Source organism: Scytonema sp. PRP1, assembly GCF_036697665.2.
Classification (GTDB): Bacteria; Cyanobacteriota; Cyanobacteriia; order Cyanobacteriales; family Nostocaceae; genus Kalymmatonema; species Kalymmatonema gypsitolerans.
Map to the genome: position 1 here is coordinate 215,346 of NZ_JBAHYJ020000089.1, position 12,843 is coordinate 228,188.

The window sequence follows — 12,843 nt, forward strand, 5'->3', positions numbered from 1 at the left end:
AATCCCCAATTCCCAGTCCCCTTTACGCAAAAAGTGAATTGGTATAACGGTCAGCCGAGCAAGTGTCACAAATGATGCAAAACTAATTTCTATCAAGAGGATTATTTAACTATCGCGCTCTGTGCGTGGGGCTTATGTCATTGAACTTTGATCCTCGATTCAAAATTGAAGTCAGGCTTCCATCTACCCATCCTGAGTTATTGCATGGGCTTGATATATGGTTGCGCTTAGGTTTAATATCAGATGCCCAAGTGAGGCATATCTGTCAAGAGTTTCTGGTTTGTCGTCTGGAGTTGCAACCACAGGTTATACCTGAACCACAACAGGCGTTCGCCAATGTAGAACCAAGGGATGCAACGTCTCTACATCAAGGTAATGCAACGCCAGCAGCCAAGAAACCCAATGTCCTAGCTAGGATGTTGCAGTCGCTGGGGGAAGAATTAAGCGTCCGGTGGCTGCTGTTTTTAGGAATGTTCTTAGTGGTAGTGTCCTCTGGGGTACTTGCTGCTAGTCAGTGGGAAAAGTTTCCGCCTTCTGGACAATATGGGGTTTTGCTTGCCTATACCCTAAGTTTCTGGGGAATAAGTTTTTGGGCTGGCAGACAGTCTAATCTAAGCTTAACAACTCGGGCATTGCTCATTGTGACACTGTTGTTAGTGCCAGTAAACTTTTGGGCAATGGACAGCTTCAGTCTCTGGCAAAATCCTTTGGGCTGGATAGTGGTTGCAATAGCCTCTGTTGTCCTCACAGCTATTACTGTTTTACTGTGCGACAATCGGCTGTTTGCTATCAATAAGCAAGCTAGGAGATTGCCTCTACTTAATATTTTAGGACTGTCGTACTTACACTGGGGCTGGCAATTCCCAGGATTTCCCTTAATTGCTGTTTATCTGGCAACGGTAGGAACAACCATTGCTACTATTTATCACACTCGTACCCAGCAAACGCAAATTGCAACAGCACAGGAGAGGCAAACTGAGTCGGGTATCAGTCTGCCTTCGGTTGTGATTATTTATGCTTTATTGGTGCTGCTGGTACGAGCAATGTTTATTGTTCGGGTAGATGTCCAAGAATTAGGCTTGGCTATTGGCATTTGCGGTTGGCTGGTGGCTTGGTTGGCGCAGAACCTCACCCCCAGCCCCTCTCCGCAAGCAGAGAGGGGAGCCGTTAGCGCCGGGGTGAGGTCAAATGATATACATGAAACCAAATCTACCTCCGCGTCTCCCTCATCTTCCCCACTCCCCCGACTCTTCCTTGGCAACTCTTTGGCGGTATCTTGTTGTTCCTTGGTTGGCTGGTGTCGGTTGGCGCACCGTTTCCTTGGCAAGCAACAGCTGTCAGTGCGTTGGGTTTGTGGTTTTTGGGGCGTCGTTTGCAGTTGCGTGGTACGCCAATGGATGTAGCGGCAATTTTTGTCTTAGGGTTGGAGACAATTTGGTTGGGATGGCTGTTAGTGCCTTCTCAATTGCAGCAATGGGCGATCGCCACTGGAACTCAACTGACTTATTCTCAAAATACACCGTGGGCGTTACTGAGTGTGGCGTTATTTCCCTACGTCGTTTTCATGCTGGTGTTGAGAGATAAGCTGTACCGCGCTGACAAGGTGCAATTGGCTAGTTTCGGGGAAACATTAACGCTGGTGTTTGGAATTTCGCTCACTGCGCTGAGTTTGATAAACCCCACGTTACGTTCCTTAAATTTACTCTTGTCCACAATTACTTTAGGTCGTGTTAGCCAGCAACGGCTTCCCACCAGAATAAGTCTGGTGTACATGACTCAGATAGCTGGAGTGCTGACGCTTTGCTCAATCATTGACCGCTTACTTCCCAATCTTAATACACAAGTCTGGGCAAGCATTGTGTTAGCTGTGGCGGTTGCAGAGTGGTTGTTTAGTTGTGTAGGCAACGGAGTTTGGCATCGCAGTGCATGGCACATGGGTTTGGGGCTGGCGGTACTTAGCTACGCTCTATTATGGAAGAATGCTGAATCAGCCTGGTTTGGTTCTGGTAATGGTAGTGAGCATTGGGGTTTAATTTGGTTAATAGCCCCGATGACTCTCACGGGTATTGCCATTTTGGGATGGAAAAATCGCGAACGCGCAGTAGCACGTCCCACTCTCAACACTTGGTTGAGTGTCGGTGCCTTGGCACTTGCTCAGTCACTGACTTTACCTCTATCTGGAGGTAGATTAATAAGTTTGGCTGTCGCTAGCGCTTTGATGTTTATCAATACGCAGTATCTGCGACACAAATTATCTGCATTAATTACTGTAGGTTTTGGACTGGGTTTCATCGCTGCCCTGTTATGGGAAGGTGTGCCTGGTTTAGCGCGATTGTCAGTACAGAGCTGGTTTTTAGCGGGAGCAGTCTGCACTGTCGGCTTATGGCTAGTTCGTACTTTGTTAAGCAGGAGAGAGAACGAATTAGTAGCGATTTATGCAGAAGCAACCGATAAGTGGGCGATCGCCCTATGCAGTGTTGAGTTGTTGCTGCTGAGTGTTCACTCTCTGTTTGTTTACCAAGGGCTTGCTCAATCTGGATTTTTGTACTTAACTTCCTCAGCAATAATTTTAGGGGCAATTGTTTATCGTAGTTGGCAGCAACCTACCAACTGGGGCTTTTATGGTATTGGATGGTGTTTGGAATTATTGATTGCCGAAGTCCTGGGTTTTGGCGATCGTTCTATCATCAAAATTACAATTGCAAACATCGCCTTAGGTTTGATAACTCAGCTTTTAGGGGAGTGGTGGCAAAGAAAACACCGACTCGAACAACTTCCCAACCGCTGGCACATTCTGCCCCTAGTGTATGGTGTCTTTGGTGTCGCGTTGCGCTCTTCAAGCTTTGCCAATTGGACAGGCTTATCAACCCTTGCCGTAGCTTTCATTGCTATTGGAGTCGGGCGACGTCGTCAACAATTCAAACCCCTAGTTTATCTGGGACTTGTCGGGGTATCAATTTCGGTATATGAGCTTTTATTATATCAACTCTTACAAGGATCGGGAGGAGCATTCGGCGATGGCTTAATTACTCTGTCTGTTCTTGGCACTGGCATTATGTATGCATATCGCATTCTCTCGCCTTGGTTAGTAGACTACTTACGCTTAACAAGTGAAGAACTGAAAGTTGTTGCTCATGTTCACTGGGCTGTAAGTAGCTGTCTATTACTTTCTGCCACTTTCACTCCCATTGCAATCAACCGCCTTCTAGGTTTGGGAACAGGGGTGTTTTTGATTCGCTATGCTATTTTTCAAGGACGATCCCCCCTTAGTCCCCCCTTAATAAGGGGAGGACACTTGCATGCGGGGGTTCCCGAGGACAGTTCTGAGGAGGGTTTCCCTCCGGGAGAAACTGTCCGTCCCGTTGAGCAAAGTGTCCGTAGGGTTGGGGGGATCACAAAAGCAGAAACCTGGGTTTACCTTGGTTTGTTAGAAATAGCTGGGATGAGAATTTACTGGATTCATACAGCAGTAGGACGCTTGTTTGCTGGACCATTACTTCCTTGGAGAGCGCCTATTGCTTCTGTAGTTGCCTACTTTCTCTATATTCTACCTTGGGAACGTTGGGGCTGGTCTAAAAGACCTTGGCAAAATGCTGCATATGTTTTGCCCTTGATATATTTGTGGGAAAGTCGAGCAGAAATTTATCCAGTCGGCTTACTTATTACAGCTGGATTCTATGCCTTTGTTGCCAAGTTTTCAGAGAAATTCCGTTTTACCTATGTCAGCGTGGTGCTGATTGATTGGGCGCTGTTTCGTTGGTTTTCCGGCTTACATCTGACTGATCCTTTGTGGTATGTCACAGTAATTGGTTTATCACTGCTGTATGTTGCCCAATGTGACCCTGGGTTGAGACTACCAGAAATGAAAGCAAGTCGCCACTGGTTGCGGTTCCTAGGCAGCGGTTTGATTTGTGGCTGGGCTATTGTGTTTCATCAAGATACAGCATTTGTACCGGGAATTTTCAGCCTTATCGCGATTTTTGCAGGATTAGCTTTGCGAGTGAGGGCTTTTCTGTATGTTGGTACAGGTACTTTTTTTATCACGAGTTTTTATCAACTGGTGATTTTCAGCTTGCGTTACCCATTTTTCAAATGGGTTGTTGGCTTGCTTGTTGGTATTGTATTGATTTCCATTGCTGCGAACTTTGAAACCCGTCGCGAACAGCTAAATTCCTTACTTCGCAATACCACGGAAGAATTGCAAGAATGGCAGTAAAACCAAAGGAAGACAAGGGGACTTGCACAATCATCAGAATTGGTGAAAAATTGTACGGCGAGTAGCCATTGGGCATTCTCGCTTGCAAGAAACCCAAGAGGATATCAGTCAGCAACCCCCGACTTGAAGTCGGGGGCTTCAGGCGACTATCGCCCGAGCCCTAGCTGACCAGACTATTCGTTTAGGGCAAGAGTTAACAGACCCACTTCAGAATGCTTGCTAGTTTTGAACCCTGGAACTGAACGATTAAAGAGGCTTATGGGTTAAACCAGTGTCGTTTGGATAGTACCGACCCTAAACATTGTCGAAGCAAACTTTACCCGCAAGGAGTATGCAGCAATGCAAAATTATGTTTTCGTTATCGACCAAAACAAACAACCTCTCAATCCAATAGCTGCTGCACGAGCAAGAGAATTACTGACAAAGCAGAAAGCTGCTGTGTATCGAGCTTACCCGTTTGCAATCATTTTGAAACACGTGGTTGATAATCCCAATCCTAAGCCATTAACTATCAAGCTCGACCCCGGTAGTCGATTTACGGGTATTGCAATTATTGACCACGACAAGGTTATTTGGGCGGCGGAATTGGAACACAGGGGATGGCAAATTAAGAATTCTTTGGAATCAAGACGCTCGCTACGTCGTAGTCGTCGTAATCGCAAAACTCGTTATCGTCAACCACGTTTTGATAATCGTAAACGCAAAGAAGGTAGGCTCCACGCTCCATCATTGATGCATCGCGTTTTAACGATTGAGACTTGGGTAAAACGGCTTTGTTTGTATTCTCCTATCACCCAGATAGCAATGGAGTTAGTCAAGTTTGATACTCAAAAAATGCAAAACCCAGAGATTGGCGGTGTTGAATACCAACAAGGCGAGCTTGCTGGGTATGAAGTCCGTGAATATCTCTTAGAAAAATGGGGTCGTAAATGTGCCTACTGTGATAAAGAAGGTGTACCCCTCCAGGTTGAGCATATTCACCCTAGAGCGAAAGGCGGTAGCAACAGAGTAAGCAATCTAACTTTGTCTTGTGAGCGATGTAATACCAAGAAAGGAACCAAATCTATAGACGAGTTTCTTTTCAAAGATGGTTCTAGATTGGAAAAAATAAAGCGTCAGGCTAAACAACCATTAAAAGATGCAGCCGCAGTCAATGCAACTCGTTGGGCATTGTTCCGTACCTTAAAAAACATCCTACCCACCACAACGGGGACGGGTGGTCAAACTAAGTACAACCGGACAAGGTTTGAGTTGCCTAAAAAGCACGCTTGTTGACGCAGCTTGTGTTGGCAACGTTGACAACATCAAGTTGTTGACTCAGCAACCCTTACGCATCAAAGCAACTGGTTGGGGAACTCGCCAAATGTGCGGCACTGATAAATACGGTTTTGCAACTCGGCATCGTGAACGCAAACAAGTTCATTTTGGTTTCAAAACTGGCGACATCATTAAAGCTGTTGTCACATCAGGGAAGAAAATTGGCGAATACGTTGGTCGGGTATTATGCCGCAAAACTGGCAGTTTTGATATTGTCACCTCTACGGGTCGGGTTGCTGGTATTTCGCACAAGCACTGTACACCAATTCACAAAAAGGATGGTTACTCGTATGGATAGTTTGGAGAATTGGACGGTTGATAAATTAACCGTGTCGTGTTTCCTCCGCGACCTAAAGGTACGCGGCTTCCACACTCCCGGAGGTTTTTAGGTGAAAGTTTTAGTTGTCGGTAATGGAGGGCGAGAACACGCCCTAGCCTGGAAATTGTTGCAATCAAAGCAAATTGAGCAAGTTGTCTGTGCGCCGGGGAATGGGGGGACGGCAGGTCTAAAAGGCTGCCAAAACCTGCCTTTAGCAGTAGATGATTTTGAAGGTATCAGCCAATTTGCTCTGCATGAGGGCATTTCTCTTGTACTGGTGGGACCAGAAGTACCTTTAGCAAAAGGTATAACAGACTACCTCAACTCAAAAGGTTTGAAGGTTTTTGGTCCAACGAGAGCAGGCGCACAGATTGAGGCTAGTAAGGCTTGGGCAAAAGCCTTGATGCAGGAAGCAGGAATTCCGACGGCACGGGCAGCGGTATTTACGGAGGCAACAGCAGCAAAATTCTACGTGAAAGCACAAGGGGCACCGATTGTTGTCAAAGCTGATGGTTTGGCGGCGGGTAAAGGTGTTATAGTCGCTGAAACCGTGGAACAGGCACAGGCGGCGATTGATGCCATGTTCGGCGGGGAATTTGGCAGTGCTGGAAAATTTGTTGTTATTGAAGAATATTTGACTGGGGAAGAAGTTTCGGTTTTAGCGCTGACAGATGGGTTAACAATTCGCCCGTTGCAGCCCGCTCAAGACCACAAACGGATTGGTGAGGGTGATACGGGGGAAAATACTGGTGGAATGGGAGCTTATGCCCCAGCGCCTATTGCTACAAAAGAGGTGATGGCAAGAATTCAAAAGGAAGTCTTGGAAAAAGCGATCGCCGCACTCAAAGCAAAAGGCATTGACTACCGAGGTGTGCTTTACGCTGGGTTGATGATGACTCCCAAAGGTGATTTTAAGGTTTTGGAATTTAACTGTCGTTTTGGCGATCCAGAAACACAAGTCGTGCTACCACTGTTGGAAACACCCCTAGAAGACTTAATTCTCGCTTGTGTTGAGCAGCGTTTGGCCCAAATGCCACCCATCGCTTGGAAGCAGGGGGCCGCTGTCACGGTGGTTGCTGCTTCTGGTGGTTATCCGGGAGCATACGAAAAAGGAAAAGTTATTACTGGCATTGAGCAAGCAGAGGCACTAGGAACGACTGTATTTCACGCTGGGACATTGAACCAAGAACAACTGCTCACAGATGGCGGTCGCGTGTTAAATGTTACCGCTGTGGGAGAAAATTTCGACCAAGCGCTTGCCCAAGCGTACGCTGGTATACAGTGTATTCACTTTGAGGGGATGTATTATCGCCGAGATATCGGTCATCGAGTCAGGTGAAAAGAGGAGGGAGGGAGGGAGTCAGGGCAATACGGTTCGGATAAGATCCCCCCGCCTAACAGCGACAGAGTTAAAAAGGGGGTAAACAAGGAAAATAGCCCCCCTTTTGAAGGGGGGTTGGGGGGATCCCAGCACGATAAACAAGCTAACCGAACCGTATTGGGAGTGAGGGAGGGAGGGAAGTTTTCCTCGCTGTGTCCCTCTTTGGGTCTCTCGCTCCTGTTTCTCCTTACTTGTTTGTCAAATAAGCTGTTAATTTTTAGTTGTTGGGGTATGTCTTTCACTGCTTGATAGGGAGCAATGCACAACTATCTTCGCCCTAACAAGTCAAACCCTGAGCAAACCCTAATAGGTATTAGGTAAAGTATATATTTTCCTACTATCTTGATTGTCAGCACCATAATAACTTTTAACCTTTTAAGATGATAGCTCTTTTAAAAACAATCAGAGAAGCAATTGTCAATTGGTGGTCGGAGTTCACTCTCCAGACCAAACTTTTAGCCGCCGCCACTTTGGTGGTGTCTCTGGTGATGAGTGGTTTGACGTTCTGGGCTGTGAATACAATTCAGCAGGATGCACGCCTGAATGATACTCGCTTTGGTCGTGACCTTGGGCTGCTGCTTGCGGCTAACGTTGCTCCACTCATTGCTGACCATAATCTTACCGAAGTAGCACAATTTTCCCAACGCTTCTACAGCAGTACGTCGAGCGTCCGTTATATGCTTTATGCTGATGAAACGGGAAAAATCTATTTCGGTCTTCCCTTTTGGGAACCGGAGGTAGAAACCTCGCTTGCGATTGAACGGCGGATAGAATTGCCAGAGGATTATGCTGCTGATGCAGAAAAGCCGATGGTGCGACAACATCGATCGCCTGATGGGGAAGTCACTGATGTGTTTGTGCCAATCACTGCAGATGGCAAATACTTGGGTGTGTTGGCAATTGGGATTAACCCTAACCCCGCTGCTGTGATCTCGACAAATTTCACCCGCGATGTCACCATTGCCGTTTTTATCTCAATTTGGGTGATGGTGATTTTGGGAGGGGTGATTAACGCTTTGACAATTACCAAGCCAATTAAAGAATTGCTCGTCGGGGTAAAACAAATTGCTGCGGGGTATTTCAAGCAGCGAATTGACTTACCACTCGGAGGCGAACTTGGGGAGTTAATTCTCAATTTTAATGAGATGGCAGAGCGCTTGGAGCGCTATGAGGAACAAAATATTGAGGAACTGACGGCGGAAAAAGCCAAGCTAGAAACTCTAGTTTCCACAATAGCCGACGGAGCCGTCCTTATTGATAACAGTATGCAGGTGATTTTAGTTAACCCCACAGCACGGAGGATTTTCGGCTGGGAAGTAGCTGAAGTTGTAGGCGAAAACGTTTTGCATCATTTGCCTCCAACGGTGGAAATGGAAATCACCCGTCCTTTGTATGAAATGGCAGCAGGAGAATGCGAAAGCGCTGAATTCCGCATTCTCCTTAACCAACCTATTAAAAGAACTATCCGCATTCTTTTGACTACCGTTGTCAACCAAGTCAACCAACAACGCGAGAGTATCAAAGGTATTGCGATCACTGTACAAGATATCACGCGCGAGGTAGAGCTAAACGAGGCAAAAAACCAATTTATCAGCAACGTTTCCCACGAACTGCGAACCCCCTTATCTGCTATCAAATATGTGATTGAGACTTTGCACGATTACGGGGAAGAGTTAAGTACTGAAGAAAGGAAGGAGTTTTTGGGAACTGTCAATCATGAAACAGATAGATTGACACGCTTAGTGAATGATGTGTTGGATTTGTCAAAGTTGGAATCTGGTCGCAGCTATAACTTCGATGGAGTGGATCTGGCACAAGCGATCGAGCAGACTGTGCGTACTTACCAACTAAATGCTAGGGACAAAGCCATTAAACTCATTCAGGAAGTTGCCCCTAACTTACCACTGGTTGTGGGTAATTACGATTTGTTGTTGCAAGTGTTGGCTAATTTGGTTGGTAATGCCCTTAAGTTCACTAAAGCGGGTGGAAAAGTTGCCCTCCGCGCCTACCAAATCGTACCAAAGTCCAATTCTTGCGACCATCATATACCTCAGGTGCGAGTGGAAATCTCTGATACAGGAATTGGAATTGCCCCAGAAGACCAAGAAGCCATTTTTGACCGCTTCTTCCGAGTAGAAAACAGAGTTCATACCCTAGAAGGCACTGGTTTAGGGCTATCTATTGTGAGGAATATAATGGAAAAGCATCACAGTAAAATGCATCTAGTCAGTGAAGTTGGCATTGGCACGACTTTTTGGTTCGACTTAGTGGTATTTGATGAACAAGCATCTCATGTTAAAAAGTAACCACTTTTTGAACGTAATATAGCAAGAACAACAAGATTCCCGACTTCTTAAAGAAGTCGGGAATCTGAGCCTAAGGGATTTCCAAGAAATAATATGATGTCCGGCAAATTACCCATAATTACAGAACCCCACCCCTAACCCCGCAAGCGGGGAGGGGAACTTTGGCGTAGCCACTCATCGGGGTGGGGTTTTCCAGGATTTGTCGGTAATTGAGCGGACATGATATAAATTACCCATGTTATGGGGTGGGCGTCCCCGCCCGCCCAGTTAATAGGAGAGACCAGAGAGCCGTTTCCACAAGAAAAAGTTGGATATTTTTTAAGAAAGGAAGTCCCTAATGATAGGTATTCGGTTAAGTTGTAGACAAAGCAATCATTAAACATACAAAGAATAGAACCAGCAGCAAAACCAAAGCCTGATTGCGTCTCATCCAACTTCTCACAGTTGCACCAAAGCTGCTGGCGTAACGCTGCTGCTGCAACTCTTGCTTACTCTCTTCGATATTTTGGTAGAGAATGCATTCTTTAGCAAAAGGACGTTGGGGAAAATTGCAAGTATCGTCAGCGTGGTAAGTGCAGGTGTCACAGAGATATTCCTTCCCAGTGGCGCGGTGTAAGGGAATCCCAGGATGTCCATAAGCTTTCAACTGGTTACCACAATGAGGACAGGTGACAGCTTGGGAATTCACGGGTTGATGACAACGAGGGCAAGTTGCAGTGTCCACAGCTTGAGCGTTCATGAGCAAACATCTTGATTTTAGCCATTGACTCACAACATTGGGTACAAAATACTCATCCACGAGTTTTCAATATTCATTAACAAAGCTAAAAGGACTTCCAAATAAAAAAGTATCCAAAAATCTCTTGTGGAACGGGCGTCTCGCCCGTTCAGATTGAGGGCGGGCAGGGATGCCCACCCCACAAGATGGATAATTTATTTCTTGGAAATCCCAAAACACTCATTCACAAGTTCCAAACACTCATTCACAAGTTCCAAACACTCATTCACAAGTTCCAAACACTCATTCACGAGTCATAAACACTCGTCCACGAGTCCTAAACACTCATTCACGAGTCATAAACACTCGTCCACGAGTCCTAAACACTCATTCACGAGTCATAAACACTCGTCCACGAGTTCCAAACACTCATGGACGAAAAAAGACACCTCGTTTAGGAAATCTTAAGACTCAGAAGCAGGTTTAACAGGTTTGTTTCTGATGGCTTTAAAGCGATCGCCTAACTGTTCAGCAAGCCTTTTTAAACCAGGAGTCTTTTTAGCGGCTGTTTTCACGTAGCCATAAACCGTCAAACTACTGCTCATCGCTTCACTCCCCACTGCCAATAAGGTATCATCTACCTGTTCGCTCAGTTGCCGCAGTGCAATCAAAAGTTCGGTGAGTGTAGCGGCTAATTGATAATCCCGTACAAATTCCTCAAGGTCAAAACTTGCTGGTAAAATATCGGGGTTAGATTGAGCAGCCGTGAGGCTATTGTTGACAAAGGCTAAACTTTTGTCGCCCATTTTAAATAACCTGCGCCGTTCCTCGGTACTTAAGGTAATCAGGAAAGGTAGCTTCTTTTGAATTGTTTGCAACGCTGCTTTGATTTGTTGCATATCTTCGGGGGAAAGGGAAGCGGTGATATTTTGATAAGCCATTGTATAATTACCGTGGAAATTCTAGTGGTTGAGTAGCAATGTCTGCTACTTTTAGGATTCCCACTGGTTAATCAAATTACACAACTTGATAATTCAATTTTTACTTTGTGATGCGTCGTAACGCCGATGCAGATGAATACTTGCCAGCGTCCATCAAAGTTTACCGCTCTGGAAAAGGACGAATCATTTTGAATACTTACTCAGCTTTGATATACTTATAAGCCCGCCCTTTTGCAAGAATCATTATATGCTCTAGCGTCAGACAATGGTTTAGTTCCCGCTTTTCCTCTGGCGTTAGTTCCCCCATTTTGTGTTTATACACTAGGTCTTCCAAACGGTCTTTTCCTGAATCTGAAAGTTGAAAATTGACAACGCTTTCGGGAGTGGTTCCAGCAGCAATGAAGTCAATAATTTCGTCGTAAACTTTTGTGGTTTGGGTAGGTGTATTCATTAGCGTGTCCCTCTTTATTGCTCATTGTACTTCTTACAAAAGTCAAAAAATCGTGAATGTCATTCTGAGCGAAACGCAGTGTAGCGAAGAATCTCCAGAGATGTTTCGCTCCGCTCAACATGACAATTCAAGCATTTTTACAAGAGGTCTATTGTACTTCTATGCTACTTTCCAGGATTTTGCTAGCGTTTGAGGTTCGGGCAGAGGTTCGCCATTTTCTAAAGATGTCTCAATTAACATCTCTATCACTTCTTGAGCATTTTTGAGCGCTTCTTCATAAGTTTCTCCGTGGGTGCAAGGCTGCATGACATCAGTAAACTCAGGCAAGAAAACTACATAACATTGGTCTTCCTCTGACCATTGAATGATAATTGTATATTTCATATTTATTCATACGCCTCTCGTCGATGAGCAATAGTATTGACAATAACTTGATCTGTGTCATCATCAATCTGGTAAATCACTCGGTAGTCACCGATGCGATAGCGGTAGTAGCCAGCCAAGTCCCCTTTGAGGGGTTTAATGTTAGGATGAAACCGAGGATTTTGTTCTAGTTGTTCAAAGCATCTGGCAATCTTTTTGGCTAAGGCTTGGTCTGCTGAAGCATAAATCTCCTCTGCCTCAGCAGATAAAATAACGCTATACATCTGAGCGAATTGTTCTCCAATTTTTTACACGATTTTCAGCAATATCTTTTTTACCCCTCTCAAAAGATTCTATAAAACCTGGAATATCGAGTAATTCTTGGGTTGCGTCTTCAGTCTCTTTGTCTGCTAGGTAAGCTAGAAAATCAGCAACCAGTTCTAAGCGTTCTGAAGATAATCCATCAAGATATTGGTTGATTTTCTCACGAATTGTAGTGTTGTTCATATTTTTATAGCTCTTCTACTTCTCTAATTCTGCCAACTTCTTCTGAGCATACTCCCGCACTTGCTCATCGGGATCATTCTCTGCTCTGTCGCGCAACAGTGGTAAAGTTTGGGGATGGTGAGGATGTTGTTTGACAATTATCTCAAGTGCAACTCGCCGAGGATTGGTTTCCCTTCTTTCCTTGCGTTCAAAGGGGTCATTGATAGCGCAGTTGTAGTAAATATCAAACAACTCAGGCTGATAAGTGAAATTTTTGCCTAAAGCTTGGACTGCTGCACGTCGCACATCCCAATTATCATCAGCAGTGGCGCGTTGTTTGAGGAT

9 protein-coding genes and 2 pseudogenes are annotated in these 12,843 nt (G+C 45.3%); 4 read left to right on the forward strand and 7 right to left on the reverse strand.

The window, feature by feature from the left end; genetic code table 11:
* Nucleotides 1-134 precede the first annotated feature (134 nt).
* The 4 genes and pseudogenes from V5G28_RS24375 (at nucleotide 135) to nblS (ending at nucleotide 9,539) form a co-directional block, all read left to right on the forward strand.
* Nucleotides 135-4,216, forward strand: a pseudogene (locus tag V5G28_RS24375) (DUF2157 domain-containing protein).
* 339 nt (nucleotides 4,217-4,555) lie between these two features.
* A pseudogene (iscB, locus tag V5G28_RS24380) lies at nucleotides 4,556-5,831 on the forward strand (RNA-guided endonuclease IscB).
* A gap of 91 nt (nucleotides 5,832-5,922) precedes the next feature.
* On the forward strand, nucleotides 5,923-7,191 hold the full coding sequence (gene purD / locus V5G28_RS24390) for a phosphoribosylamine--glycine ligase (protein ID WP_332989854.1): 1,269 nt from the start codon (nucleotides 5,923-5,925) through the stop codon (nucleotides 7,189-7,191).
* Nucleotides 7,192-7,613: 422 nt separating this feature from the next.
* A complete protein-coding gene (nblS, locus tag V5G28_RS24395) occupies nucleotides 7,614-9,539 on the forward strand; it encodes a two-component system sensor histidine kinase NblS (RefSeq protein ID WP_332989856.1) in 1,926 nt (641 codons plus the stop codon).
* 352 nt (nucleotides 9,540-9,891) lie between these two features.
* Here nblS and V5G28_RS24400 read toward each other — a convergent pair whose 3' ends face one another.
* From V5G28_RS24400 to V5G28_RS24430, 7 genes are all read right to left on the reverse strand, one after another.
* Nucleotides 9,892-10,278, reverse strand: a complete 387-nt coding sequence (locus tag V5G28_RS24400) for a zinc ribbon domain-containing protein (protein WP_332989858.1) — start codon at nucleotides 10,276-10,278, stop codon at nucleotides 9,892-9,894.
* 443 nt (nucleotides 10,279-10,721) lie between these two features.
* Complete coding sequence (locus tag V5G28_RS24405) at nucleotides 10,722-11,198, reverse strand: hypothetical protein (protein ID WP_073630516.1); 477 nt, start codon at nucleotides 11,196-11,198, stop codon at nucleotides 10,722-10,724.
* Nucleotides 11,199-11,394: 196 nt separating this feature from the next.
* The gene (locus V5G28_RS24410; protein WP_332989860.1) at nucleotides 11,395-11,649 is read right to left on the reverse strand and encodes a hypothetical protein; all 255 of its coding nucleotides are present in this window, start codon (nucleotides 11,647-11,649) and stop codon (nucleotides 11,395-11,397) included.
* 159 nt (nucleotides 11,650-11,808) lie between these two features.
* Nucleotides 11,809-12,033, reverse strand: coding sequence for a type II toxin-antitoxin system HicB family antitoxin (locus V5G28_RS24415; protein WP_332989862.1), 225 nt, complete (start codon nucleotides 12,031-12,033; stop codon nucleotides 11,809-11,811).
* A gap of 2 nt (nucleotides 12,034-12,035) precedes the next feature.
* Nucleotides 12,036-12,296, reverse strand: coding sequence for a type II toxin-antitoxin system RelE family toxin (locus tag V5G28_RS24420; RefSeq protein ID WP_332989865.1), 261 nt, complete (start codon nucleotides 12,294-12,296; stop codon nucleotides 12,036-12,038).
* Nucleotides 12,289-12,519, reverse strand: coding sequence for a hypothetical protein (locus V5G28_RS24425; RefSeq protein WP_332989867.1), 231 nt, complete (start codon nucleotides 12,517-12,519; stop codon nucleotides 12,289-12,291). The genes V5G28_RS24420 and V5G28_RS24425 overlap by 8 nt, the downstream gene beginning before the upstream one ends.
* 15 nt (nucleotides 12,520-12,534) lie before the next feature.
* On the reverse strand, nucleotides 12,535-12,843 hold a 309-nt coding region (locus tag V5G28_RS24430; RefSeq protein ID WP_332989869.1), incomplete at its 5' end, for a HEAT repeat domain-containing protein.

Bases quoted from the DNA above. Each gene is read 5' to 3' on its own strand.
- V5G28_RS24415 (WP_332989862.1), bottom strand. From the start codon at position 12,033: ATGAAATATACAATTATCATTCAATGGTCAGAGGAAGACCAATGTTAT.
- V5G28_RS24405 (WP_073630516.1), bottom strand. From the start codon at position 11,198: ATGGCTTATCAAAATATCACCGCTTCCCTTTCCCCCGAAGATATGCAA.
- nblS (WP_332989856.1), top strand. From the start codon at position 7,614: ATGATAGCTCTTTTAAAAACAATCAGAGAAGCAATTGTCAATTGGTGG.
- V5G28_RS24420 (WP_332989865.1), bottom strand. From the start codon at position 12,296: ATGTATAGCGTTATTTTATCTGCTGAGGCAGAGGAGATTTATGCTTCA.
- V5G28_RS24400 (WP_332989858.1), bottom strand. From the start codon at position 10,278: ATGAACGCTCAAGCTGTGGACACTGCAACTTGCCCTCGTTGTCATCAA.
- V5G28_RS24425 (WP_332989867.1), bottom strand. From the start codon at position 12,519: ATGAACAACACTACAATTCGTGAGAAAATCAACCAATATCTTGATGGA.
- V5G28_RS24410 (WP_332989860.1), bottom strand. From the start codon at position 11,649: ATGAATACACCTACCCAAACCACAAAAGTTTACGACGAAATTATTGAC.